The 25340-nt window shown below is 70.9% G+C and carries 21 protein-coding genes and 1 pseudogene; 15 read left to right on the top strand and 7 right to left on the bottom strand.

The features are described from left to right. Positions 1-128 precede the first annotated feature (128 nt). From purS to purL, 3 genes are read left to right on the top strand one after another with little or no spacing between them, the layout of a single operon-like run. Positions 129-368 carry a phosphoribosylformylglycinamidine synthase subunit PurS gene (purS, locus tag ACZ7CD_RS02790; protein WP_053739663.1) on the top strand — a complete coding sequence of 80 codons (240 nt, stop codon included), beginning with the start codon at positions 129-131 and terminating at the stop codon, positions 366-368. Continuing rightward, on the top strand, positions 365-1039 hold the full coding sequence (gene purQ / locus ACZ7CD_RS02785) for a phosphoribosylformylglycinamidine synthase subunit PurQ (protein WP_360394360.1): 675 nt from the start codon (positions 365-367) through the stop codon (positions 1037-1039). The genes purS and purQ overlap by 4 nt, the downstream gene beginning before the upstream one ends. Beyond that, positions 1036-3297 (top strand): phosphoribosylformylglycinamidine synthase subunit PurL, encoded by a 2262-nt coding sequence (gene purL, locus ACZ7CD_RS02780; protein ID WP_470378225.1) that lies wholly within the window; start codon positions 1036-1038, stop codon positions 3295-3297. The genes purQ and purL overlap by 4 nt, the downstream gene beginning before the upstream one ends. Positions 3298-3367: 70 nt before the next feature. Here the strand turns inward: purL and ACZ7CD_RS02775 are convergent, their stop codons facing one another. Both ACZ7CD_RS02775 and ACZ7CD_RS02770 read right to left on the bottom strand, forming a co-directional pair. After that, on the bottom strand, positions 3368-4156 hold the full coding sequence (locus tag ACZ7CD_RS02775; RefSeq protein ID WP_470378224.1) for a lysozyme: 789 nt from the start codon (positions 4154-4156) through the stop codon (positions 3368-3370). 42 nt (positions 4157-4198) lie between these two features. Continuing rightward, positions 4199-5038 carry an aldo/keto reductase gene (locus ACZ7CD_RS02770; RefSeq protein WP_360394368.1) on the bottom strand — a complete coding sequence of 280 codons (840 nt, stop codon included), beginning with the start codon at positions 5036-5038 and terminating at the stop codon, positions 4199-4201. Positions 5039-5116: 78 nt separating this feature from the next. Here ACZ7CD_RS02770 and ACZ7CD_RS02765 point away from each other — a divergent pair, with 78 nt between their 5' ends. Next, on the top strand, positions 5117-6010 hold the full coding sequence (locus ACZ7CD_RS02765; protein ID WP_470372994.1) for a LysR family transcriptional regulator: 894 nt from the start codon (positions 5117-5119) through the stop codon (positions 6008-6010). 150 nt (positions 6011-6160) lie between these two features. On the opposite strand, the pseudogene ACZ7CD_RS02760 reads toward ACZ7CD_RS02765, so the two are convergent. Further along, positions 6161-6610, bottom strand: a pseudogene (locus ACZ7CD_RS02760) (hypothetical protein); the annotation flags it as partial. A gap of 455 nt (positions 6611-7065) precedes the next feature. Here ACZ7CD_RS02760 and ACZ7CD_RS02755 point away from each other — a divergent pair. Genes ACZ7CD_RS02755 through ACZ7CD_RS02745 form a run of 3 tightly spaced genes read left to right on the top strand, consistent with a single transcriptional unit; the run spans position 7066 to position 11930 of the window. Continuing rightward, positions 7066-7890 carry an SAM-dependent methyltransferase gene (locus ACZ7CD_RS02755; RefSeq protein ID WP_470372995.1) on the top strand — a complete coding sequence of 275 codons (825 nt, stop codon included), beginning with the start codon at positions 7066-7068 and terminating at the stop codon, positions 7888-7890. A 60-nt stretch (positions 7891-7950) separates the two neighbouring features. Then, entirely contained in the window at positions 7951-10116 is a 2166-nt protein-coding gene (locus tag ACZ7CD_RS02750; RefSeq protein WP_360394376.1) for a putative bifunctional diguanylate cyclase/phosphodiesterase, read from the top strand. A 20-nt stretch (positions 10117-10136) separates the two neighbouring features. Continuing rightward, the gene (locus tag ACZ7CD_RS02745; RefSeq protein ID WP_470378223.1) at positions 10137-11930 is read left to right on the top strand and encodes a glycoside hydrolase family 15 protein; all 1794 of its coding nucleotides are present in this window, start codon (positions 10137-10139) and stop codon (positions 11928-11930) included. Here the strand turns inward: ACZ7CD_RS02745 and ACZ7CD_RS02740 are convergent. Continuing rightward, complete coding sequence (locus ACZ7CD_RS02740) at positions 11923-14565, bottom strand: glycoside hydrolase family 2 protein (RefSeq protein ID WP_470378222.1); 2643 nt, start codon at positions 14563-14565, stop codon at positions 11923-11925. The two genes, ACZ7CD_RS02745 and ACZ7CD_RS02740, sit on opposite strands and share 8 nt — an antisense overlap. 151 nt (positions 14566-14716) lie before the next feature. Between ACZ7CD_RS02740 and ACZ7CD_RS02735 the strand changes: the two genes are divergently transcribed. The 5 genes from ACZ7CD_RS02735 (at position 14717) to ACZ7CD_RS02715 (ending at position 19583) form a co-directional block, all read left to right on the top strand. After that, complete coding sequence (locus tag ACZ7CD_RS02735) at positions 14717-15310, top strand: DUF3558 domain-containing protein (RefSeq protein ID WP_470378221.1); 594 nt, start codon at positions 14717-14719, stop codon at positions 15308-15310. A 178-nt stretch (positions 15311-15488) separates the two neighbouring features. Next, positions 15489-15788 (top strand): transcriptional regulator, encoded by a 300-nt coding sequence (locus tag ACZ7CD_RS02730; protein ID WP_360394387.1) that lies wholly within the window; start codon positions 15489-15491, stop codon positions 15786-15788. A 17-nt stretch (positions 15789-15805) separates the two neighbouring features. Continuing rightward, positions 15806-17080, top strand: coding sequence for a PPE domain-containing protein (locus tag ACZ7CD_RS02725; protein ID WP_470378220.1), 1275 nt, complete (start codon positions 15806-15808; stop codon positions 17078-17080). Continuing rightward, on the top strand, positions 17077-17883 hold the full coding sequence (locus ACZ7CD_RS02720) for an ESX secretion-associated protein EspG (RefSeq protein ID WP_458429996.1): 807 nt from the start codon (positions 17077-17079) through the stop codon (positions 17881-17883). Before ACZ7CD_RS02725 ends, ACZ7CD_RS02720 begins: the two co-directional genes overlap by 4 nt. A 56-nt stretch (positions 17884-17939) precedes the next feature. Beyond that, positions 17940-19583 carry a glycosyl hydrolase family 28-related protein gene (locus ACZ7CD_RS02715; protein WP_470378219.1) on the top strand — a complete coding sequence of 548 codons (1644 nt, stop codon included), beginning with the start codon at positions 17940-17942 and terminating at the stop codon, positions 19581-19583. A 145-nt stretch (positions 19584-19728) separates the two neighbouring features. Here the strand turns inward: ACZ7CD_RS02715 and ACZ7CD_RS02710 are convergent, their stop codons facing one another. Continuing rightward, positions 19729-21282: a hypothetical protein gene (locus ACZ7CD_RS02710; protein ID WP_470378218.1), complete on the bottom strand. Its 1554-nt coding sequence runs from the start codon at positions 21280-21282 to the stop codon at positions 19729-19731. Positions 21283-21370: 88 nt separating this feature from the next. On the opposite strand from ACZ7CD_RS02710, the gene ACZ7CD_RS02705 reads away from it, so the two are divergent. Continuing rightward, positions 21371-21730, top strand: coding sequence for a sterol carrier family protein (locus tag ACZ7CD_RS02705; RefSeq protein ID WP_458434289.1), 360 nt, complete (start codon positions 21371-21373; stop codon positions 21728-21730). Here ACZ7CD_RS02705 and ACZ7CD_RS02700 read toward each other — a convergent pair. Further along, the gene (locus ACZ7CD_RS02700; RefSeq protein ID WP_360394407.1) at positions 21727-23712 is read right to left on the bottom strand and encodes an alpha/beta hydrolase; all 1986 of its coding nucleotides are present in this window, start codon (positions 23710-23712) and stop codon (positions 21727-21729) included. The genes ACZ7CD_RS02705 and ACZ7CD_RS02700 overlap by 4 nt on opposite strands. Continuing rightward, the gene (locus ACZ7CD_RS02695) at positions 23709-24032 is read right to left on the bottom strand and encodes a type VII secretion target (protein WP_360394409.1); all 324 of its coding nucleotides are present in this window, start codon (positions 24030-24032) and stop codon (positions 23709-23711) included. The genes ACZ7CD_RS02700 and ACZ7CD_RS02695 overlap by 4 nt, the downstream gene beginning before the upstream one ends. A gap of 95 nt (positions 24033-24127) precedes the next feature. Between ACZ7CD_RS02695 and ACZ7CD_RS02690 the strand changes: the two genes are divergently transcribed. Next, complete coding sequence (locus tag ACZ7CD_RS02690; RefSeq protein ID WP_470378217.1) at positions 24128-24874, top strand: maleylpyruvate isomerase N-terminal domain-containing protein; 747 nt, start codon at positions 24128-24130, stop codon at positions 24872-24874. Then, positions 24874-25197: a hypothetical protein gene (locus ACZ7CD_RS02685; RefSeq protein ID WP_360394415.1), complete on the top strand. Its 324-nt coding sequence runs from the start codon at positions 24874-24876 to the stop codon at positions 25195-25197. The genes ACZ7CD_RS02690 and ACZ7CD_RS02685 overlap by 1 nt, the downstream gene beginning before the upstream one ends. The last annotated feature ends 143 nt before the right edge of the window (positions 25198-25340 follow it).

Genomic DNA, 25340 nt, shown 5'->3' with positions numbered 1-25340 from the left:
AGCCGCTTCACCCGATGGTGGAACCCGGTGAAGATGTGCCCCCGAACACCTGTCGAGTTGATGAACACCCAGGTCAGGTAGGCTCTCCGGGTACCGCCAGCCCCCTCGAATCCCGGGAGCAGTCTGTCGTGGCCCGAGTCGTCGTCGACGTCATGCCGAAGCCCGAAATTCTCGACCCGCAAGGCCAGGCGGTGGCGAACGCGCTGCCGCGCCTCGGTTTTGACGGCATCACCGCTGTCCGCCAGGGCAAGCACTTCGAGCTGGAGGTCGCCGACGACGTCGACGACGCCACGCTCGCCAAGATCGCTGAGACCTTCCTCGCGAACCCCGTGATCGAGGACTGGACCGTGCGCAGGGTCGACGCATGAGGGTCGGGGTCATCACCTTCCCCGGCACCCTCGACGACGTCGACGCACAGCGAGCCGTCAGGTACGCGGACGGGGAGGCCGTGCCGCTCTGGCACGGCGACCACGACCTGAAGGGCGTCGACGCGGTCATCGTCCCCGGCGGGTTCTCCTACGGCGACTACCTGCGCTGCGGTGCCATCGCCCGGTTCGCGCCGGTCATGCAGGAGGTGGTCGAGGCCGCGAACAAGGGGATGCCCGTGCTGGGCATCTGCAACGGCTTCCAGATCCTCGCCGAGGCCCACCTGCTGCCGGGTGCGCTGGTCCGCAACCACAAGCTGCACTTCGTGTGCCGCGACCAGTGGTTGAAGGTCGAGAACAACAGCACCGCGTGGACCACCCGTTACGACGCCGGCGCCGAGGTCCTCGTGCCGCTGAAGTCGGGTGAGGGCGGCTACCAGGCCGACGACCGGACCCTCGACGAGCTCGAAGGTGAAGGCCGCGTCGTCTTCCGGTACGTCGGCGAGAACCCCAACGGCAGCCGCAACAACATCGCGGGCATCACGAACGCCAGGGGCAACGTCGTCGGCCTCATGCCGCACCCCGAGCACGCGATCGACGCGCTCACCGGCCCGACGGACGACGGACTGGGGATGTTCCTGTCCCTCCTCGACGCAGTGCAGGTGAAGGCATGACCGTGGACACCGTCAAGAACGCCGAGAGCACCCCCGACCAGGAGCAGCCCTACAAAGAGCTGGGCCTGAAGGACGACGAGTACGCGCGCATCAAGGAGATCCTCGGCCGCAGGCCGACGGACGCCGAGCTCGCCATGTACTCGGTCATGTGGAGCGAGCACTGCTCCTACAAGTCGTCCAAGGTGCACCTGAAGTACTTCGGCGAGACCACGACCGACGAGATGAAGTCGAAGATGCTCGCGGGCATCGGCGAGAACGCCGGTGTGGTCGACATCGGTGACGGCTGGGCGGTCACGTTCAAGGCCGAGAGCCACAACCACCCGTCCTACGTCGAGCCCTACCAGGGTGCGGCGACGGGGGTCGGCGGCATCGTGCGCGACATCCTCGCGATGGGTGCCCGGCCGCTCGCGGTCATGGACCCGCTGCGCTTCGGCGCGCCGGACGCGCCCGACACCAGGCGCGTGCTGCCCGGCATCGTCGCGGGCGTCGGCGGCTACGGCAACTGCCTCGGCCTGCCGAACATCGGCGGCGAGGTCGTGTTCGACGAGACCTACCAGGGCAACCCGCTGGTCAACGCGCTGTGCGTCGGTGCGATGAAGGTCGAGGACCTGCACCTGGCGCACGCGTCCGGTGCCGGCAACAAGGTCATCCTCTACGGCGCGCGCACCGGCCTCGACGGCATCGGTGGCGTGTCCGTGCTCGCGAGCGAGACGTTCGACGACACGGCCGGCAAGCGCAAGAAGCTGCCGAGCGTGCAGGTCGGCGACCCGTTCACCGAGAAGGTGCTGATCGAGTGCTCCCTGGAGCTCTTCGAGAAGGGCATCGTCGTCGGCATCCAGGACCTCGGTGGCGCGGGTCTGTCCTGCGCCACGAGCGAGCTGGCGTCCGCGGGCGACGGCGGCATGCACGTGTGGCTCGACCGCGTTCCGCTGCGGGCCACGGGCATGACGCCGGCGGAGATCCTGTCCAGCGAGTCCCAGGAACGCATGTGCGCGGTCGTCGAGCCGCACAACGTCGACGCGTTCATGGAGGTCTGCCGCAAGTGGGACGTCATCGCCACCGAGATCGGTGAGGTGACGGAAGGCGACCGCCTGGTCATCACGTACCACGACGAGGTCGTCGTGGACGTGCCGCCGCGGACCGTCGCCCACGAGGGCCCGGTCTACAACCGGCCGATCCAGCGGCCCGCCGACCAGGACGAGCTGCAGGCCAACACGCCGGACGCCCTCGCGAAGCCCGCGAAGGACGAGCTGCTGGAGCTGATCAAGTCCCAGGCGGCCAGCCCCAACCTGGCCTCCAAGCGGTGGGTCACCCAGCAGTACGACCGGTACGTGCGCGGTGGCACGGTCCTGGCGCAGCCCAGCGACGGCGGCATGATCCGCATCGGCGAGGACACGCACCGCGGTGTGGCGCTCTCGACCGACTGCAACGGCCGCTACACCAAGCTCGACCCGTACGCGGGTGCGCAGCTGGCGCTGGCCGAGGCCTACCGCAACGTCGCCGCCACCGGTGCCACGCCGGTCGCGGTCACGAACTGCCTCAACTTCGGCTCGCCGGAGGACCCCGGTGTCATGTGGCAGTTCGAGCAGGCCGTGAAGGGCCTCGCGGACGGCTGCGTGGAGCTGGGCATCCCGGTGACCGGCGGCAACGTCAGCTTCTACAACCAGACCGGTTCCACGGCGATCCTGCCGACGCCGGTCGTGGGCGTGCTCGGCGTGATCGACGACGTGCGGCGCCGCATCCCCACCGGGATCGGGGCCGAGGCCGGCGAGACGCTGCTGCTGCTCGGTGAGACGCGCGCCGAGTTCGGCGGGTCGGAGTGGGCGCACGTCGTCCACCGCCACCTCGGCGGTCTGCCGCCGAAGGTCGACCTGCAGCGCGAGAAGCTGCTCGGCGAGGTCCTCGTCGCGGGTTCCCGCGACGGCATGGTCTCCGCCGCGCACGACCTGTCCGAGGGCGGTCTGGCCCAGGCCCTGGTCGAGACGTGCCTCATCGGCGAGACGGGTGCGCGGGTCTTCCTGGAGGGCGACCTGTTCACCGAGCTCTTCAGCGAGTCGGCCGGCCGTGTGCTCGTGGCCGTTCCTCGCACCGAGGAGCAGCGCTTCACCGACATGTGCACCGCGCGCGCTCTGCCGTGGCGCAAGGTCGGCGTCGTCGACCCGGAGTCGGGCGCCCTGGAGATCCAGGACCTCGGCTCGCTGCCCCTGACCGAGCTCCGCGAGGCCTGGGAGGGCACCCTCCCAGCCCTGTTCGACTGACGCTTCAACCGCACGCGGGGAGCTTTCGTACTCTCGGAGAGTACGAAGGCTCCCCGCGTGCGTTGAGCGGTCAACGGGCGGCCAGGCGGGCCAGTTGGTCGTACTTGCCGTTGAAGAGGTTCTGGTCGCCGGGGAAGAAGCCGGCGGCCTGCCACTGCCAGATGGTGTGGAAGGTGAAGCCGGCCGGGAGCGGTCCGAGCTCGTCGGCGTAGCGCGCGATCCACAACGGGTGGTGCTCGCCGAAGTTGTACGAGCCGCCGACGCACTTGTTCCACCAGTTCGTGGACGTGTAGATCGCCGGATACCGTTTCGTGCGCGCGTAGACCGTGTCGCTGAACGAGCGCACCCACGTCGTCAGCTCCGCCTGGGACATGTCGTAACAGGTGTCGCCGTACGGGTTGTACTCCATGTCCAGCGCGGGTGGCAGGGTCTTGCTGTTCGGCGTCCAGCCCCCGCCGTTGTCGACGAAGAAGTTCGCCTGCTCGGCGCCGTCGGAGCGGTCGGGCAGCGCGAAGTGGTACGCGCTGCGGATCATGCCGACGCCGAGCGAGCCGTTGTACTGCTGGGCGTAGTCCGGGTTCTTGTAGTCGGTGCCCTCGGTCGCCTTGACGTAGGCGAACCGCGCACCCTTGGCCCACGAGTCCGCCCAGTCGACGTCACCCTGGTGGCTGCTGACGTCCATGCCGGGCACCTTGCCGTCTGCCGGTGGTGCTGCGGCCGTCCGGGTCCCCACCCCCTCGTGCCGGAGGATCTGTGAACCCGCGAAGTGGTCCGCGGAGCCCTCGGGCAAGGGCACCGCGGACGCGGGGGCCGGGGTCATCCCGGCGACGATCGCCGCAATGCTGATCAAGGTCCGCATGCACTAGATCGTGCGACCATTCGGCTCAGTCGGCCACCGGCTTCACCCGTCCAGGCGGGTCAGCTCCTCCGCGGTCAGCTCCAGGTGGGTCGCCGCTGCCGAGTCCGTGGTGCTCGCCGGCCGGGAAGCGCCCGGGATGGGGATGACGACCTCGGACTTGGCCAGCATCCACGCCAGGCACGCCTGGTGCGGGCTGACCCCGTGTGCGTCGCCGACCTCCTTGAACGGCCCGCTCAGCGCGCCCGCCTTGCCGATGCCGCCGAACGGGCTCCACGGCAGGAACGCGATGCCGAGCTTGTCGCACAGCTCCAGCTCCGGTTCGCTCGACCGGAACGACGGCGAGAACTGGTTCTGCACGGCGGCCAGCCGACCGCCCAGGACCTCGTTGGCCTGCACGATCTCCTCGGGGTTGAAGTTCGACACGCCCGCGTAGCGGATCTTGCCGTTGTCCAGCAGCTCGGCGAGCGCCCCGACCGACTCGGTGATCGGCGTCTTCGGGTCCGGCCGGTGGAACTGGTAGAGGAAGATCTGGTCTACACCCAGCCGCCGCAACGACCCGTCGACCGCCTTGCGCAGGTACTCGGGCCGTCCGTCGAGCGCCCAGCCGCCACCCTCGACGCGCGTGTGACCGCCCTTCGTCGCGACGAACACCTCCTCGGAACGACCGCGCAACCCCTCGGCGATCAGCTCCTCGTTGTGCCCGAAGTCGCTGTCGTCGAGCGAGTAGGCGTCGGCGGTGTCGATGAACGTCACGCCCGCGTCGAGCGCGGCGTGGATGGTCTCGATGGCCTGTGCGCGGTCCGGCCGGCCCTGGACCGACATGGGCATGCCGCCCAGTCCGATGGCGCTGACCTCGACTTCTCCGATTCGGCGCTTCTGCATGCCCTCCACTCTGCTCCACCTGCATTAAGCTGTCCAACGCAGAGAAGTGATCTCATTGAGCACCGCAGGTGATGAATCGTGGAACTCCGGCAGCTGGAGCACTTCGTCGCGGTCGCCGAGGAATCCCATTTCACCAGGGCCGCGCGGCGCCTGCACATCGCCCAGTCGGGGCTGTCGGCGTCGATCCGCGCGCTGGAGGTCGAGCTCGGCGCGCCGCTGTTCCTGCGCACCACCCGCCAGGTCGAGCTGACCGAGGCGGGCCGCGCGCTGCTCCCGGAGGCACGGCGCGCGCTGGGCACCGTCGAGTCGGCGCGCGACGCCGTGGCCGCCGTGCAGGGGCTGCTGCGCGGCACGTTGTCCGTCGGCAGCCTGCAGTGCCTGCACGTGGTGCACCTGCCGGCCGTGCTGGCGCGGTTCCACGAGCTGCACCCCGGCGTGGAGATCCGGATGCGCCAGTCCGGCAACGCCGAGCTGGTCGAGGACGTCCGCGCCGGGCGGCTCGACCTCGCCTTCGTGACGCGCCGGCCGAGGATGCCCGACGACCTCCGGGTGTCCACTTTGGCCAGTGAACCGCTCGTGCTCGCGTGTGCGCCGGAAAGTTCGTTCGCCGGTAAAGAAAGCGTCGAGCTGACCGAGCTGAGGGGGCAGGCGTTCGTCGACTTCAACGCCGACTGGGGCACGCGCGACGAGGTCGACCGCACCCTCACCGCGGCCGGGGTCGAGCGGCACGTCGCCGTCGAGGTCAACGACGTGCACTCACTTCTGGACTTCGTCGGGTTCGGTCTCGGGGTTGCGCTCGTCCCGCAGTCCTTCGCGGTCAAGCCCACCAGGGCGCACTTCGTCGGCCTGCGCGGGGACGTGCCCGTTGCCGAGACCGCGGTCGTCACCGGCCACGCGGTCAGCGCCGCCGCGCGCGTCCTGCTGGACGTGGTCGCCGAGGCGCGGGCGGGGCGCCTGCGCGCCGCCGGATAGCGACCAGCCCTCCACCGGCGTGCGCAGAGCGGTGCCGGGCAACAACCTCAGCTCGCCCACCTGCTCCGGCGGTGGCGGGTCGACGAGCGCCAGGAACGTGCCGACGGTGGCACCGCGGAAGTCCACCCTGCCGTGGAACGTGCACTCGGTGAACGCGAGCCCGCCCTCGAACCGCGCCTCCGGTACCGAGAGCCGGCCGTGGAAGGTCGAACCGGAGAACAACGCCCGGCTGCGCACGTGCAGCTCGCGGAACTCGGTGATGCCGTAGAACTGCGCGCGCCGGCAGACGAACCGGTGCACCCGCCGCCCGTCGAGCTGGAAGTACTCCAGCGCGGCACCGGTCAGGTCGAGGTCGTAGAAGTCCTTCCTGTTCCTGTCCCCCCACGACAGCAGGTCGCGGATCAGCCGTTGCGCGGTGCGGCGGACCTGCTGCTCGCGCTGGACCTCCGGGTCGACCGTGACGAACACCGTGTCCGGGTCCGCGCGGTCGTGCTCCCACGACGGGTGCGTGAACGGGCGGCGCAGGTACGCGCACAGCACGTCGAGCACGGTCTGCGTGTAGCGCGGCGTCGAGTTCGCGAGCCACACCAGCGCGTGCATCGCGCCCACGCGCACCTGGTCGGCCTCGTTGCCGAGCAGCTCGACCGAGCGCGCGAACCGCTCGTCGGCGACCTTGTCGCTCTCCAGCAGGTGCTTGCGGTCGTTGAGCCACAACGCGTAGACCGCGATGACGGCACCACCGGCGACACCGGCGGTCTTCACGACCTCCACCGCGGGTGCCTTGAGCCACCACAGCGCCACGGCGGTGCCCGCGGTGACGAGAGCGGCCGAGATGACGGCGAAGAGCCACTTCACGTCAGTTCCTCCACGTCAGCGGCAGGTCGGGCTCGTGGGAACGCCACGAGGGAGGCGGGGAGGGTGGGGAGCAGCACGGTCTTCTGGTGGTGCTTGCGCCGATCGGCAAGCCGCAGGAACCTCACGAGGTCCGCATTCTGCCAACGGCGCGATGTGCAACGCTGGCGGATCGGCCCATGACGTGGGTGCGCGGATCCGACGTGGAGGTAGCGGTGGAGCGGCCGAACTGGGCACCGGGGGACATCGACCTGGAACGGCCGAGCGTCGCACGGGTCTACGACTACTGGTTGGGCGGTGCGCACAACTTCGCGGCCGACCGCGCGGTCGGGCAGCGGGCCCTGGAGGTCATGCCCGAGCTGCGCGACGTCATCCTCAACCACCGCGCGTTCCTGCGCCGGGTCGTGCGCCACCTGCTCGGCGCGGGCGTCCGGCAGTTCCTCGACCTGGGCTCGGGCATCCCGACCGTGGGCAACGTCCACGAGATCGCGCAGGGCACCGACCCGGCCGCGAAGGTCGTCTACGTCGACGTCGACCCGGTCGCCGTGGCCCACAGCCGGTCGCTGCTGAACGGCAACGGACGGGTGGCCGTGCTGCAGGCCGACGTGCGTGACCCGGCGGCCGTGCTGGGCTCGCCCGAGGTCGGCGGCCTGCTGGACTTCGACGAGCCGATCGCCGTGCTGATGATCGCGCTGCTGCACTTCGTGTCCGACGAGGAGGACCCGCTGGGCATCATCGGCGGGTACCGCGACCGGCTCGCACCGGGCAGCCACCTCGCCATCTCCCACGCCGGGTACGAGGCGGACGAGGAGACCGGCTCGTACCGGGCCGTGCGCAGCGTGTACGACCGCGACGTCACCCCGATGACGTACCGCAACGAGGCTGAGTTCACCCGTTTGTTCGACGGGTTCGACCTGGTGGAGCCGGGTGTGGTGCGGTTGCCCGCCTGGCGGCCCGAGTCGCCGGACGACCTGAACGGCTCGCGAACGCCCTTCCCGGCGTTCGGCGCGCTGGGCCGGAAGGCGTAAAGGTGACTGCGCACGGCAACCGCCCGTATGCTGCGCGTTCGTGGCGTTAGGGCCGAGACGATGACCGAACGGGTTGACCACCGGGTGCGCGACGACCGCTCTCCCTCGGACCCGGCCGTGTTGGCCGGTGCCGAGTCGTTCGCGCGCAGCTGGGCGACGGCCGTCATCGGGTCCAGCTACGTCCCCATGACCAGGGCCGAGGTCGCCCAGCACCTGCAGGACCTGACCGTGCTGCTGGTCGAGGCGCTCTACGCGAGCCCGTTCCGCACCGAGCCCGGCTACGAGATCGGCTCCCGGCTGGTCGACGCGCACTTCACCGGCACCGACACCCTCGGCCGCACGGTCCAGCTGCTCGGTGACGACCTGCTGGCCGAGCTGGGCGCGGCCGGGGACACGCGGTTGCGGTCCCGGCTGGCCGCGCTGCAGGGCGCCCTGTCCGCCGGGTACGCCCGCGCGCTGCGGGAACGCACGCTCGCCGAGCAGGAGGCGATCAGGGCGGCCGTGCTGGACGCCCGCGACCAGGCCGAGGCGGCGCTGCGGGCCTCGGAGGCCCGGTTCCGCGCCATGTTCACCGAGGCCGCGATCGGCATCGGCATCGCCGCAATCGACGGCCGGATACTGGACGTCAACCAGGCGTTGCAGGACATGCTCGGCTTCAGCGTCGAGGAGATGCGCCAGTACAACGTGCGCGACCTCATGCACCCCGAGGACGCGGGCAGCGTGTGGCGGCTCTACGACCAGCTCATCGCGGGCGAGTGCGACCACTACCGGGCCGAGAAGCGCTTCCACCGCGCCGACGGCGAGCAGGTGTGGACGCACCTGACGCTGTCGCTGGTCCGCGACGACCACGGCGAGCCGCAGTACCAGGTGGCGATGATCGAGGACGTCACCGACCGGCACCTGCTGCAGAACCGGCTGCGCTACCAGGCGCTGCACGACCCGCTGACCGGGCTGCCGAACCGGGCGCTGTTCCTGGAACGCCTCGGCCGGGTGTTCAACAACCGCGGCAAGCACCAGCGGGCCGGCCTCTGCTACCTGGACCTCGACGGTTTCAAGGTCATCAACGACTCGCTCGGCCACGACGTCGGCGATCAGCTGCTGGTCGAGGTCGGGCGCAGGCTCGACCACTCGGTGTCCGGCGAGGGCAAGCTGGTCGCCCGCATGGGCGGCGACGAGTTCGTGATCCTGGTCGAGGGCTCGTCCGGTGAACAGGACATCGTCGACGTGGCCGGCCGGGTGCTGACCGAGTTGGAGGCACCGATCCGCATCGCCGGCCACGAGCTGTCGGTGTCGGCCTCGATCGGCATCGTCGAACGGCAGCTGTCCGGCACCACGGCCGCCGACCTGATGCGCGACGCGGACATCACGCTGTACTGGGCGAAGGCCGACGGCAAGGCGCGCTGGGCGTTGTACGACCCGGAGCGCAACGCCCGCGAGGTCGCCCGCTTCACGTTGTCCGCCACGATGCCGCGCGCGTTGGAACGCGACGAGTTCTACGTCGAGTACCAGCCGCTGGTGCGGCTGGAGGACTCCACGGTCGTCGGTGTCGAGGCGCTGGTGCGCTGGCAGCACCCGGAGTTCGGGCGGCTCGCGCCGGACCGGTTCATCGAGCTGGCCGAGGAGACCGGGCTGATCGTCCCCTTGGGACGGTGGGTGCTGCGCAAGGCCTGCGAGGAGGCGCGGCGCTGGCTGGTCGAGTTCGGTGACGCGGCACCGTTCGTGTCGGTGAACCTCGCCGTGCGCCAGTCCCGCGACCCCGAGCTGGTGCGGGACGTGAAGCGCATCCTCGACGAGTGCGCGCTGCCGCCGCACCACCTGCAGCTGGAGCTGACCGAGTCGGCGATCATGGGCACCGCCGACGAGCCGTTGGAGGCGCTGCGGGCGTTGTGCGACATGGGTGTGCGCATCGCGATCGACGACTTCGGCACCGGCTACTCCAACCTGGCGTACCTCAAGCACCTGCCCGTGCACGAGCTGAAGATCGCCGGTTCGTTCATGGAGGGCCTGCGCGCCGAGAACGAGGAGGACCCGGTCGACGCGCAGATCGTGGCCACGCTGGTGCAGCTGGCGCACGCGCTGTCGTTGGGCGTCACCGCCGAGGGCGTCGAAACGCCTGCTCAGGCCGCACGGCTGCTGCGGCTGGGCTGCGACACCGGCCAGGGCTGGTTCTTCGCGCGGCCCGGTCCGCCTGAGGACATCGACAGCCTGCTGCGTGGTGATCTCTAGGTCGGGGAACTCCGAGTGCCATGAAGATCCTGGCGCTCGTCGTGCTCCTTCTCGTGGCGGTGACACCGGTCGTGCACGCCGCTGAGGTCGTCCCCCTCCCCGCGGACAAACAGGGGTTCGGCACGGCCAGAGGTGGCAGCCCGGTGTGGTTCACCCTCGGCCACCAGGGCCTGTCCGAGGTCTTCCACCCCGACCTGAGCACCCCGGCGACCCGCGAGACCCGGCTGCTGGTCGACGGCAAGCCCGGTCAGGCGCGGACCGAACCCGCCGACGACCGGTCGTTGACGTTCCGGCAGCGCTTGTACGGTGAGGGCTGGCACGCCGTGCTCACCTACGTCACCGATCCGCAGCGTGCGGCCGTGCTGGCGGACGTGGAGTTCTGGGCCAAGCGGCCGATGAAGCTGACGATCGACCACGTGCCGATGAAGGGCGCGAGCACCGTCGAGAGCACGCTGCCCGCCGAACCCGTGCGGCACGCTCGTGGCACGTTCGCCGTCGGGTTCGGCGACGGCGTCGCACGGGCGGCGCTGAACCGTGATTTCCGTGTGGTGGCACGGGAGTACGCACGCGGCTGGCACCAGTACCTGGACGGGTTGAAGCGGCCGAAGTCGGCGGACCGGCGGCTCTACGACATGTCCGTGATGGTGCTGGCGGCGACCGAGGACAAGACGCACCCCGGTGCGTCCATCGCGTCGCCGAGCTTCCCGTGGGCCTTCGGGTCCGATCGGGAGCTGGCACCGGAGCTCGGCCCGTACGCGCTCGTGTGGCCGCGCGACCTCTACCACGTGTCCACCGCCATGATCGCCGCCGGCGACCGCGGGTTCGCCGAGCGCTCGCTGGACTTCATGCTGCGTGAGCAGCAGGAGCCGGACGGCCACCTGCCGCAGAACACGCGGGTCGACGGCACCCCGGTGTGGCTGAAGGTCCAGCTCGACCAGACCGCGGCACCGCTGCTGCTGGCGTGGCACCTGGACCGGCGCGACAGGTCCACAGTGGACGCTCTGCGCCGTTCGGCCGACTACCTGCTGAGCTACCCGGACGCGCCGTTCAGCGAGCAGGAGCGGTGGGAGAACCAGAGCGGGTACTCGCCGGCGACGATCGCGTCCGCGGTCGCGGGCCTGGTGTGCTTCGCGGACCTCCTGCGGCGCAACGGGGAGAACGCCGACCGCTACCTCGCCGCGGCCGACGCGTGGCAGCGGCAGGTCGAGGGCTGGACCGCGACGAGCACCGGCCCGTACGCGCCCAAGCCGTACTACCTGCGCGTCACCAAGGACGGGAAGCCCGACCAGGGTACGAAGTACAACCTGGGTGACAACAACCCGACCGACATCGACCAGCGGGCCGTCGTCGACCCGAGCTTCCTCGAACTGGTGCGGCTCGGCGTGAAGCGCGCCGACGACCCGGTCATCCGCAACACGGTCGCCGTGGTCGACGCGCAGCTGAAGGAACAGGGCTACTGGCACCGGTTCACGCAGGACGGCTACGGCGAGACCGCGGACGGCCGCCCGTGGGGCATCAACTGGCCGGAGCCGACCCGCACGTACGGGCGGCTGTGGCCGTTGCTCAGCGGTGAACGCGGCGAGTACGAGCTGCTCGCGGGCGACAAGGCGAGTGCAGCCAAGCGGTTGCGGGAGGTCGCGGCGACGGCGAACAGCGGCCTGATGCTGCCCGAACAGGTGTGGGACGGCCGGGGCACGCAGTCGGCGACCCCGCTGGCCTGGACGCACGCCCAGTACGTGCGGCTGGCGTGGTCGCTCGACCGGGGCGAACCGGTCGAGCGACCTGCCGTGGTGGTCGAGCGGTACCTCAGCTGACCGACTTCTTCGCCACGTTGTGGCCGGAGACCTCCACGACGGGCCGGGCGGACCCGAGCGACGAGGACCGGTACTCGGCCTTCAGCGCCAGGGTCTCGCCCGGCCACAACGTCACGTAGTTGTCGCTCCACCGCGTCGGCAGCACCTCGGCACCGCCGGTGCCCTTGCGCAGCGACGCCCGCACGAAGAACGCCACGGTGCTGCCGGTGTTCTTCAGCGTCACCGTGGTGACCTGCCGGTCGTCACCGGCGGGCGCGGTCGACACGGTCGAGGTGACCGTGCCCGGCTTCAACGCGTTGAGGCCTTTGAGGTCCGCGTACCCGGACTGCGGCGTGTGGTACCAGGTGGAACCGCCGTAGTTCAGCGTGTCGGGCTTGGTGGAGAGCCAGTAGACGTTGCGGTCCACCACCTGGCCGGCCGCGTCCTTGAGCAGCAGGCGCACGAAGTACGTGGTGGACAGCCCGGACGGCTGCGGCAGCGGGCCGGCCTTGGTGGGACCGTTGGCCGCCGCGGTCACGGCCCGGGTCTCGTCGGCCTTCTGCGTGCCGTCGAGGTTGAACAGGGTGATCTGCAGCCGGTGGCCGGTGGCCGGGTGCAGGCTCGTGTTCATGACGGACAGCGACTTGTCGTCGTAGGAGTACTGGGCGTGCAACGGCCGCAGTCCCGCCTTGGCGCCGAAGTACGACCCCGCGGTGGCGAGGTAGTAGTCGTACAGGTGCCAGTAGAGCGTCGGCCAGGCGTTGTTGAGCATCCAGTAGATGACACCGGTCGACGGGTTGGTCGCGTCGCTGAAGTTGTCGCCGAACGCCTCGAACTGCGCGCGGTTCGTCTCGTAGTTCGCGAGCTGCGCCTTGCGGACCAGGTCCTCGGCGTTCGCCGGCTTGCCGTAGCGGTTGTCGAGCGCGGTGCCCCAGAACGTCAGCTTGTCGAACGTGGCCGACGGCGACAGGTGGTACTGCGTCGCGTTGTAGTCGGTGAGTCTGTTGATCTCGGCGGCGGACAGGAACTTCTTCAGCTCGTCCATCTCGGGGATGGTCGCGCCGGGGCCGATCTCGGAGGCGAACCCGGCCGCGCCGCCGAGCTGCTTGGTGTGCCAGTAGACCGGCGGCTCCCACCAGTACGGGCCGTCCATCTTCATGCCGGGCTCGCCCAGCTGCGGCGAGCCGATGTTCTTGGCCGACGAGATGACCGGCAGGTTCCACTCGGCCCGCTGCAACGCGTCGAGGTAGGTCTTCTCCAGGCCGGCGCCGGGTGCGGCGTCGGAGCCGATCATGAACCCGATCATGCTCGGGTGGTTGCGGATGCGCCGTGCCTCGCTCTCCGCGGACTCGCCGGCGACCCGGTCGTCCTCGGCGTCGAACGAGTCGTACCGCTCCCACTTCGAGCAGCACTCCCAGCCGGTGAGGATCATGATGCCGCGCTGGTCGGCCAGGTCGTAGAGCTCGTCGTTCTCCGGCTTGCCCTCCAGCCGGAGGGTGTTCATGCCCATGGCCTTCACGAGGTCGAGCTGGTCCTCGACGTAGCGCACGTCCGTGCGCAGGAACAGGTCCGAGGCCCAGCCACCGCCGCGGATCAGGAACGGCTTGCCGTTGACGGTGAACTGCCGTCCGGTGCCGCGGAGGCTCGACGACACCTCGCGGACGCCGAAGGTGGTCTTCGCGCTGTCGGACGCGGTGGTGCCGACGTTCGCGGTGAGCACGGCCTCGTAGAGCGGCTGCGCGCCCATCTGGAACGGCCACCACACCCGCGGGTCCCGCAGGTCCTGGGTGAACGTCACGGTCCTGGTCTGGTTGGCCGCGAGCTGCACCCGCTGCTTGAGGACCTGACCGGCGACCGCGGCGGTGACCTCGGTGGTGACCGGCTGGCCGGTGTTGTTGCGCGCGTCGACCTTCGTGGTGATCTTCGCGCTGGTCAGGGCCGGCAGCGGCAGGTCGGTGTCGACGCGCGGGTTGCGCAGCGAGACCGGGCCGCTCGGTTCGAACGTGACGTCGCGGAAGATCCCCTGGTTGCGGTCGGGCGGCAGCTGCGCCCAGTCGATGAAGTGGATCAGCAGTTCGTTCTGCGGGTCGGCCGGCGTCGCCTTGATCGCGAGCGCGTTGTCGCCCTTGCGCAGCAACGGCGTCACGTCGAACTCGTGCGTCGGGTACGCGCCGACGACCTGGTCGGTGCCGGCGACCTTGCTGCCGTTCAACCAGATCTCGCCGCGGGCGATGATGCCGCCCTTGAGCCGGAGGAACGTGTGCACGCCCGGCTGCGGGTCGGCGCTGAACACCTTGCGGTACCACCAGGCGACCTTGAAGTCGCCGGCGTCGACCTGCTTCATGTTCTCGGAGAACCGGACGTCCGGGTACCGGCCGTTGGCCACCAGGCCGGCCATGACGGTGGACCGCGCGGGCACCGTCAGCCACCCGGTGTCCGAATAGGCCGGTCCGGAGATCACGTCACCGGCCTGCGCGGCCCTGGCGCTGCTCTGCATGCGCCAGTCGGGGACGGTGGAGGCGGTACCGGGCCGTGCGGTCACGGTCAGCGCCGCTCCCGTGCCGGGCACCGGACCCGCGGCCGCCGTGGTGGGCACCAGCAGTGCCAGCCCCAGGGCCGCCACGGCCAGTGCCGGTAGTGGTCGGTTGCGCAGCATGTCGCTCCTCGACGCATCGGGGCGGCGGCGCTCCGGGTTATCGTAAAGAAGGTTTCCTTTCAGTGGGGGTCACCGGCAATGGGCCGTGCGGGTGACTCGGCTCACCGCAATCGCGACACTCCGCGTTCGGCGATCCGATACGTTGACCGTCATGCGTCGCGTGGTGGTCCCGTTCCTGCTGGCAGCGGTCCTGACCGGGTGTTCTTCCACCGAGCCCGGCACCTCCTCCGCGGGCGGGCAGACCTCGGCCGGCACGCAGACCGGGACGTCTGCGAAGAGCGCACCGGTGAACCGCCCCAGGGCCGTCGACCTGCTGGCGCTCGACCCGTGCACGCTGGTGACCCCCGAGACCAGGACCGCGCTCGGCATCCGCAGCGTGCAGCCCGGCACGCCCGACGCCGACTACGGCGAAGGCAGCAGGGGGTGCGGCACGAGCTACGAGGACCGCAAGTTCCTCTGGAGCATCGACACCGTGGTCAACGGTGGCGCCGACCGGCTGAAGAGGACGGTCGGCCAGGCGACCGGGCTGACCGAGCTGGAGGTCGCCGGGTACCCCGCCTACCTCGCCACCGGCCGGTCCGGGAACAGGACGGCCCAGTGCGAGGTCTTCCTCGACGCCAACGAAGGGCAGCTGTTGAGGGTTGCGGTGACCGCCGGTCTGGGTAATGACTCCACGGCGGACAGCGCGTGTGAGAGGGCCAAGCCGCTCGCGGAGGCAGCGGGGTCGGCGCTCCGGGCGAAGTGAGCAGAACTACTCGCTTTTACCGGGAACCGGTCACCCGCGTCATGCATCAGAGCTAAAGTCGTTCCAAATGCACACGCGGCCCCGATCCTGAGGGCCGTACTGAGGAGGGTGTGCCGTGCATCTCGCGGATGGTGGGGGTACTTCGTCGCCTCCGGAGTTCGGTCAACGCAGGCTGAAGGTGGACCCGTCCGCCATTCCCCAGGCGAGGGCGGCGTTCGAGCGCGCGTTGGACGAGTTCGAGGCCAAGATCGAACGTTCGTCGGACGCGCTGCCCACCAGGCCCTGGGCCGGTGACCCGATCAGCAGCGAGACCTCCAAGGCGTTCAACGAGCAGACCAGCGAGAAGGCCCTGGCCGCGCTGGTGTTCTACAAGAAGCAGCTCATCGGGGTCATCGACCAGCTCCGCGCGATCGAGGAGCAGTACCGCATGGTCGAGGGCGACAACACCGCCCTCTGGGGAAAGCACCTGCAGGGCTGAGAGGAGGGGACTGACCGATGAGCGACCACCGCTTCCAGGGGTACGCACACCCCGAGCTGTACAAGATGATCAACTCCGGCCCCGGCGTCTCCGCCTCCATCCCGGTCGAGGGCGGCTGGAAGACGATCGCCGCCTCGCTCGCGGAGATCAACGAGAACCTGCACGCCGCGCTGGCGAAGATGGGCGCGGACTGGGAGTCCGACGCCGCCGACGCCGCGAACGCCGCGCTGTCGCCGCTGGCGGAGTGGGCCGGGTTCGCGAACCAGGGCGCCACGACCATGGAGAGCTCGGCACGCCTGCAGGGCGAGTTCATCGCCGAGGCGCGCAAGAAGATGCCCGAGGTCGTCCCGATCACCGCCGAGAAGCCCGGCTTCCTCGACTTCGCCGGTGGCGCGCTGACCGGTCCGGCCGGCATCGCGCACGTCATCGGCCAGCAGCGCGACCACGAGCGCCAGGAGGCGGCCGCCGACAACGCCGCCGCCCAGGCCGTGAAGGTCATGGAGGACTACCAGGCCGACAGCCGGTGGAACTCCTCCACGCTGGGCGAGTTCCCGGACCCGCCGCAGATCGTCATCGACACGCCGCCGCCCGGCCAGACGGGCACGCACAACCAGCACGTCGGCTACACCCCGACGGGCGTGAGCTCGCCGACGGGCACCGGCACGAACACGGGCACGACCACGCCGTCGTGGACCGCGCCGCCCACCGGCACGGTCTCCCCGACGCCGACGTGGACGCCGCCCGGTGACACCACGCACACGTCGTGGACGACGCCGTCGACGACCACGACGCCCCCCACGACCCACCTCCCGCCGACGACCCTGCCGACGCCCGAGCCGAAGCAGACCCCGACGCCGGGGCCCGGTCCGGTCTTCACCCGCCCGGCCACGGGCGTGCCCGGTGGCGGCCGCAGCGGTCCCGGTGGCACCGGTGGCGTGCGCGGTGGTCAGCTCGGTGGCGGCAAGGCGTTCGGCCCGATGTCCGGGTCGCTCGGTGCCTCCGGCCAGGGCGTCGGCGCCGGTCAGGGCGGCCTGAAGGCCGGCGTGCCCGGCATGGGCCCCGACGCGCTGCGCCCCGGCGGCATGGGCGCTGCCGGTGGCCCCGGCGGTGCCGCGGGCAAGGTCGGTGCCGCCGGTGGAGCCGGCATGGGCGCCGGTGGCGCGCACGGTGCCAAGGGCGAGGGCGAGGACGACATCGAGCACAAGGTGGCCGACTACCTGGTCGAGACCGACGACGTGTTCGGCGACGACCGCATGATCGCGCCCCCGGTCATCGGAGGCCTGTCGGAGTGAGCCTGTTCGGCGGCCCGGCGGAGAGGGAGCCGATCACCCTGTCCGCCGAGGAGTTCGACGTGGTGTGGGAGCGGCTGAACGTCGGTCCCATGCCGCTCGTGCTCAAGGTCCCCTCACCTGGCCGGACGCGGGACGAGCGCATCGCGCTGGAGAACCGCGTCCACCAGCAGCTGGACCACCGCCGGCTCGGCAACTCCCGCGGCCTGTCGGCCGAGCTGGACGGTCTGCTGCGGATGTTCTCCAAGCCCGAGCGGGAGGCGGACGGCCGCCTCTGGCTCGGTCACGGCCTGCGCGTCCTCGCCGTGGCGAACGGCGACCACGGCGCGCTCGCGACGTTGCGGGACGACCAGCTGACGTTCCAGCCGTGGGCGGGCTCCGGCCTGGCCGCCGCGGTCCTGTCGGTGCTGCCCCAGCACCCCGCAGGCACCGGCCTCTCGGTCACGCTGCCGAGTGCGGACATCGAGAAGGCGGCCGCGCGGACCGACGGTTCACCGAAGTCGATGGAGGCCGCGTTCCGCGGCATCGGCCTGCGCGAGGACGACGCGAAGGCGCTCGTCACGATGTTCACCGGCGTCGTGCGGACCGGGAACTTCGGCGCGGCGGCCCGCGACAGGTACGGCAAGCGCTGCCGGCCCGACCGCGTGATCTCGTTCTTCGACACCGAAGAGGGCCGTTACCTGCAGCAACGCCGTTCCACCAACGGCCAGCCGCCGTGGAGCACCTTCACGCCGACCGACGCCCGCCGGTTGATGCACCAGGTGGACGAGCTGGTCGCGGAAGCAGTGCGTTCCGCAGCGGACTGATCTCTGGTTTGATCTGACCACCGCCGCCGTGGCCAAGACCCCTTGGAGACGGCGAAATGAACATCGACAGACGGCAGTTCCTGGTGGCTGCGGGGATTGCGGTGGCAGGGACACCGGCGTTGACGGGGACGGCGGCCGCCGAGTCCTCCGCCTCGCTGTGGCAGGAGTTCGTCGCCAACCCGTACGACCACCCGCAGCTCCCCAACGTCGCCTACGCGGGCCACCGCACCGGTGAACGCCCGCCCCGCCGCCCGGTGCTGGCGAACGTCCTGTTCTTCGGCGCACGCCGCGACGGTTCCGCCGACGCCGCGCCCGCGATCAACAGGGCGGTCGAGTTCGTGGGCCGGTTGGGCGGTGGCACCGTCCTCGTCCCGCCGGGCCGCTACCGCATCGACGACATCATCCGCATCGGCTACGACAACGTCGTGCTGCGCGGCGCGGGCAGTGCGAAGACGACGTTCTACGCGACCCGGTCGCTGGAGCAGATCATCGGCATCAACCGCAGCCGCTACGGCTCGGAGAACTCGGCGTGGAGCTGGGCGGGCGGCCTGGTGTGGGTCTGCCACCGCGACCGCTACCGGCCGCTGGTCGAGTCGATCCAGGCGAAGAGGTGGCCGTTCGAGGGCTGGACCGGCAACGAGCTGGAGCAGGGCTCGGTGCTGACCGGGATCACCGGCTCCGCACCGCGCGGTGCGTTCGTCGTGACCGTCGCGGATGGACGGTCGATCCACGCGGGACAGCGGGTGCTGTTGCGACTGGACGACTCCGACTACTCGCTGCCCAGGCACATGTGCGGCGACGTGCCCGGCACGACGTCCTACCGCTGGGACGACAAGACGAAGCTGTTGTCCTACTTCCCCTTCCTGTGGCCGGTGCGGGTGGAGTGGGTGCGCGGCAACAGGGTCAAGCTCGCGCAGCCGTTGCCGCTGGAGCTCCGGCCCGAGTGGAAGCCGCGGCTCACCACCATGGCACCCGTCGTCACCGGCGCGGGCGTCGAGGGCATCAAGATCGAGATGTTCCGGGTGCCGACCCCGAAGCACCTGCAGGACAAGGGCTACAACGGGGTGGCGTTCCAGTGCGCCTGGGACTGCTGGGCCGACGACGTGCACGTCCACGACGTCGACAACGGCTTCCTCCTGGTGTCCGCCAAGGGCATCTCGCTGCTGAACACCCGTGTCTCCGGCCGCGGCCACCACCACGCCTACGCCACCCGCGAGCAGTCCCACGACAACCTCACCGACGGCTTCGTGATCGAGGCCCCGTCCGAACCGTCCCAGGCGGGAGCGGGCAACCACGGTCTCAACGTCGAGGGCCTGTCCTGCGGCAACGTCTGGACCCGCGGCAGGATGGACCACGACGTGTTCGACACGCACCGCGGTCTGCCGTTCGGCAACGTCCGCACCGAGATCACCATCAACAACGTCGGCGCCCACGGCGGCAGCGCGGACGCGGGCCCGTTGTACGGCGCCCGGTTCGCGCACTGGAACGTCACCGTGACCAACCAGCGCGCCGGCAACGTCCGCATCGACCAGGTCGCCCCGTGCAGCGCGACGGTGGCGATCTCCGAGGTCCGCGACTTCGGCCAAGTCGACAAACCGGACTTCACCGGGCCGCTGAACTCGCGGCTGGAGCTGTACGGCACGACGGACGTGGTGCCGCGCAACCTCTACGACGCGCAGCGGCGCCTGCGCGGCCGCTGAGCCCGGGCCGGACCGGTCGGGCGGTGCCGCGTCACGACCGGTCCGCTGCCGCAGCTCGGTGCACTCGGGTCCGTCCTCCGCCACCCGCCGTCGGCGAGCGCTCGTGGTCCGGTCAGGTGGGGCGGGCCGATGAGGTCGCGGTGGGTCACGGCAGCGCGATCTGCACGTGCAGCCGGTCGGGCACGGACAGGCCGAAGCCCGGCCGGTCCGGCACCCGGCCGGCCTCGCGCGCCCCGACCAGTGACGTGGCCGGGTCGTCGAGGCGGAGCTCGACGCCGAACGCGAGGCTGTCGAGGACGAACTGCGGCACCTGGTCCCAGGTCCGGGCCGTCACGACGACGTGGCGGTCCGGGTCGAGGGGTTCGCCGGGGCCGTCGAGCAGCTGGAAGCCGGTGAGGTCGGCGAGCACCGTCGCGAGGGTGCGCAGCGTGGTGGTCTTGCCGGTGCCGGGGCCGCCGACGATCGCGCCGTGCCGCAGCTCGTCGGTGAACGACGGGACGAGCACGCCGCGGCGTTGTTCGTAGGGCAGGTCGAGCACGCCGATCGCGCCCGGCGGCAGCACGTCCAGGGTGGGCGTGTCGCCGGTGGTGTGCAGCGGCGCCAGGACGATCTCGTGCGCGGGCGGGCCGCCCACCAGCACGTGCGGCAGTGCCGCGGCCATCTCGTCGAGGTCGAACGCGGGGGTCGCGTGCGGCCACTCGGGGAGCTGGAGCGCCAGCTGCGGCGGGAAGGCCTCGCCGGAGAACAGCATCCGGATGCCGAGGGTGCGCCCGGCCCTGACCAGCGGTTCCAGCACGTTGCGGTAGCCGCGTTCGATCAGGATCTCCGCGGTGTCGACGCAGATCAGCAGGTCCGGCAGCGGTTCGAGGCCGGCACCCGCCGCGCGTGCGGCCCGGTAGTCGAGGCTGTTGCGGCACCGGGCAACCCGGTGGATCAGCTCCTGGCGGCGGTTGAGCTCGCCGTGCAGGCCCGCGGTGAAGCGGTCGAACCACTCGTCGTCGTCCTGGCCGGTCAGCTCGAACGTCGTGTGGCCCGTGTTCGGCAGCTCGCCGAACACGTCGTTGTCCTGCATGTCGAGGAACGCGATGTTCAGGTCTGCCGGCGAATGCGTGACCATCAGGCCGAGGAGCGCGCTCTGCAACCATTGCGAGCGCTGCTCGAACGGGCCGAGGTACGTGCCGCTGTAGCCGTGTCCGTCCACGCTGATGTCGAGGTACACGGGCCAGCCGTGCTCATCCGTGCCGAGAGCGGTCTTGAAGTCGCTGCGCTGCCACTTGTCGTGCAGGTCGGCCGAAACCCCGTGCAGCGCCAGGAAGTCCGTCGCCTCGCCGTGCAGGTGCCTGCGCAGCCGCCGGGGCAGCGTGTCCCAGTCCCGCGCCGTCACCACGGTCTGCACGCCCCGCCCTGGACCGAAGGCCGCGACCCACTCCACCGTCCGGTCGAGCTCCGGGTCCATCTCCGCGCACAGCGCCCAGTCGTCGACCAGCAGCACCGCACCCGACGGCGCGCCCCGCTCGAACCAGTCGAGCAGGCTGCGGCACCCCGACTGGTCGGCCGGGTCGAAGCTCGCCGAGACCGGTAACGGGTCGGCGCCCCGGCCGATCCGGTAGACGGACAGGTTCGGCGCGGCCGCCAGCGCCGCCGCCAGCCGCTCCCTCGTCGCCGGCCTGGGGCCCACGACGGCGAAGTTCCTGATCACCGCCCAGATATACCAACAGCACCAAATCGGCTGCTCGCACTTCGCTAATCTGGCCCGCGTGCCAGCCAAACCCGTCGACCCCGCGCAGATGCGCGCCGCGGTCGAAGCCGTCCTGCCCTGGCTGCACGGCACCGCCGACCAGCCGGAACGCCCCGTGCTCGCCGCCGCCGTGCGCCTGAGCCTGCGCACCCTCGAACAGGTGGCACCCGGCCGCAGCGTCGAGGTCCGCGTCCCGCCGTTCGCCGCCGTGCAGTGCGTCGAGGGCCCCCGCCACACCCGCGGCACGCCCCCGAACGTCGTCGAGACCGACGCCCGCACCTGGCTCGAACTGGCCACCGGCGCCCTGACCTGGCCCGACGCGGTGGACACCGCCCGGGTCACCGCGTCCGGCACCCGAGCCGACCTGTCCGCACTGCTCCCGGTCGTGAGGTTCCAGGACCCGGTCTAGAACCACGACCCGATCGTGTTGCCGATGCCCTTCACGATCCCGACGCCGCCCTCGACGACGTCGCGGCCCAGCTCCACCGCGTTGCCCACGGTGTCCGCCACGACGTCGACGGCGTCGCTGCCGACCTCCTTGGCGGTGTCCCAGGCGTGCCCGGCGGCACCGCCCCAGTTGCCGTTCGACACGTCCTCGACGACCCGGCCGCCGCCGTTCCAGAGGTCCTCGCCCATGTCGGCGACCTCCTTGCCGGTGTTGACGCCCCAGTCGATGATCGGACCGGCCACCGGCAGGTCGGAGCCGGGCACCTCGACCGGGGTGGGCGAGTCCTGCCAGCGTTGCGAGCTGATCTCGTCGCCGCGACCGGTGGCGATCTTCGCGAGGTTGTCGAGCGACTCGGAGTTCTTGTCGAAGTAGGCCGAGTGCGCGTAGTCGACCTTCGCGTCCGTGGCGGTGCCGAACGTCTGGGCGCCGAACGACGAGTCGTAGGGGCCCGTGGACGAGCCGTCCTTGGTGAACCAGTCACCGCTGGTGGCCTGCACGACCGGGTCGTGCTCGGTGCCGCCGACGTACACGTGGCCGCGGCCGGCGGAGAGCTGGTCGACGGTGGAGGCGCCGACGCCCGGCGAGCCGACGAACGCGATGTCGTCGGCCCTGAGCCCGTTGTCCATGGCCGAGTAGCCGACGACGGTGCTGCCGTAGCTGTGGCCGATCACCGTGACGTGGGCGCCGGGGTTCGTGGTGCGGTAGCCCTCGACGTCCTTCGCGAGGATCGCCGCGCCCTCCTGGGCCTGCGCCGGGTCGTTGACCTGGCCGATCGCGAACTCCGGCGCGTCGTAGCCGAGCCACTGGATCGCGGCGCCGTCCGGTCCCATCGCCGCGCTGAGCTGCGCGGCCTGGTGCTGGCTGAAGGACGTGAGCGTCGACGTCGTGCCGGGCACGCACACCGCGAGGTTCTTCGCGGTGTCCGGGTTGCCGTAGGACACCGCGAGGGCGCCTTCCTTGGCACCGGCGCCGTCCGGGCTCCAGTAGAGGACGTAGGGCTGCTTGCCGTTCGCCTTGCCCAGGTCCCTGGCGTCGGTCAACGCCTTGGCCGCGTCGTTGGAGTTCTTCTCCCGCCGGGCCGCCTCGTCGTACTGCGCCATCAGCTGGGAGCCCTGCGGGTCGTTGCGCAGTGCGCGCTGGCCCTCCGCCGACTTCGGGTCGACGCCGAGCTCCCGCGCGCGGTCGGCGAGCTGCTGCCCGAGCTGTTCGCGCTGCTGCTTGAACCGGGCCTGGTCCTCGGGGATGCGCTTGCGGTTGGCCTCGTCGAGCACGTCGGCCGGCAGGCCGCGGAGCTGGCCGAGCTCCTGGTACCTGGTGTCCCGCAACGCCTTGCGCTGGTCCTCGCTGAGCGAGTTCCACCAGGCGGCGACCGCCTTCGGGTCGGTTCCCGGCGGCGGCACCGGCGGCAGCGGTCCACCCGCACCGCCAGCGCGCTGGGCCGCCCGGCTCCAGCCGCCGTCGGTCCGCGCGGACTCCTCGAAGCCCGGCGGGATCTTGGCGAGCGCACCCGCGTAGGAGCGCAGCACGGCGTCGTAGCCGGTCCGCACCCGGTCCAGTGCGGCGTTGACCTGGTTGGCCAGCTGGCGCGTCTGCTGCTCGTCGAGACCCGGTGGGCGGCTGCGCCACACGCTGATCGCCTGGTCGGCGGCGCCGCGCATCTGCCCGTAGGCGCGGGAGGCGGCCTGCACGATGTCCACGCCGGCACCGAGGCGTTCGCGGACGGCTTTCGTGGCGGTGGAGGACAGCTCCGCACGCGCGGTGAACTTCGCGGCGCTCTCGCCGACCCAGCTGCTGACCGCGGTCCTGCCGCCGTTGACGACCGACTCCCCGGCCCTGCCGACGGCGCTGATCGCACCGGTGATCGGGTCCGCGGCGGCGGCGATGCGGCTGACGTCCCCCGAGGCGAGCCGGCCGTACAGGCCCTCCGGATCGGTGTAGCTCACCGGCCGCCCCCCAGTCCGTTCATGATCTTCGTCAGGAACGACGCGTGGTCGTCGTCCGTGCGCTGGTAAGCCTCCGCGTTCGACACCAGGCCCTCGGCGGCGTCGGTGAACCAGGCCGAGCCGCGCTGGAGGTCCTGCGAGTGGGTGCCGACGAACCGCGACAGGGCGTCCGCGAACTCGGCGGCCGCGTCCACCTCGCCGAGCGCACCGGCGTCGAGCTGGAGCATCGAGATCATCTCCGCTGCCTCCCGCACCGCGTCGGAGCCGTTGCCGAACTCCTTCGACGCGGTTCGCAGCAGCTCTGGCTCAACGCCGAACATCGCCACCCCCTGGTTGGTCGTCGATCCATGCGACGCAGGAGCATCATGACCGGTTCCCCACTCATGCGAAGACCGTTTCGGGCACGATGACGCGCATGGTGCAGACAGGGTGGACGGCCCAGCGGTGGACCGCTGTGTTCATCGAGCAGGCGGAGATGTTCCGCAAGGCAGTGGCGGACGCGGACCCGGCGGCGGAGGTGCCGACCAGGCCCGGCTGGACCGTGCAGGACCTGGTCATCCACCTCGCGCGCTTCCTCGAGACCTCCACCGCCTACCTGCGCACCGGCAGCCGCAACCCGATGGCGCCGCCGCCCGCGCCGACCGGGCTGTCCCCGCTCGAGTACCTCGACCTCCAGCTCGTGGCCGCGAACGAGATCCTCACCGCGGTGCCGGGCAACCGCCCGGTGTGGACCTTCTCGCCGTCCGCCCCCGACCTCGCGTGGGTCTGGCACCGCCGGATCGCGCACGAGACGGTGCTGCGCCGGTTCGACGCGCAGACGGTCGTCCGCACGCTCGTCGGTACGGACGCCGACCTGTGCGCCGACGGCATCGACGAGGTGCTGACCACGATCGTCGCCGCCAAGCTCGACGGCGACTCGCCCACCGTCCTGTCCGGCACCGCCGTGGTCCGGCCCACCGACGTGCCCGAGTCGTGGCTGATCTCCTTCACGCCGGGCGGGGTGCCGGACGTCCGCGCGGCCGCCCCCGGCGAGGAGGGTGACGCCGGGGTCACCGGCGAGGCCGAGCTCGTCTACTTCTGGCTGTGGAACCGGATGAACCTCCAGGACATGACCGGCGACCGGGACGTGCTGGACGTCCTGCAGGTCGGACGGGGGCACTGATGCGCAAGCTCACCGCGGTCCTGCTCGGCTGCCTGCTGCTGTCCGGGTGCGGTGCGTCCGGCTGGGAGGGCCAGCTGCGCTACCGGATCGCCTCGATCGACAGGTCGACCCCCACCGAGTTCCTGGACCTCGAACTGGTGGGCGACGCACCCGAGGGGGTGCTGTGGCAGGACGGCCTCACCCCCAAGTCGCTGATGCCGAGCAACGTCAGCGGTGACGTGGCCGTGGGCGACGAGGTGGTCTGCACGGGCACCCAGAAGAAGGGCAGCCCGTTCGCGGACTGGCAGAAGGGCACCGAGCTGAGCGGGTGCCGGAAGGCCTGACGCGCGGCCGGGAAGTACACGATCGGGGTGTCGTCCCGGCGAACTCGGTGCGAACCGAGGTCGCCGGGTGCCGGAAGGCATGAGTTTCATCACCTCAACGGGGGTGCGATGGGGGTGAACAGCCCCCTGCTCCACATACACTC

The organism is Lentzea sp. NPDC036949 (assembly GCF_055608075.1).
The sequence above is the reverse complement of the archived record's forward strand: the minus strand, read 5'-3'. Positions and strand labels throughout refer to the sequence as shown.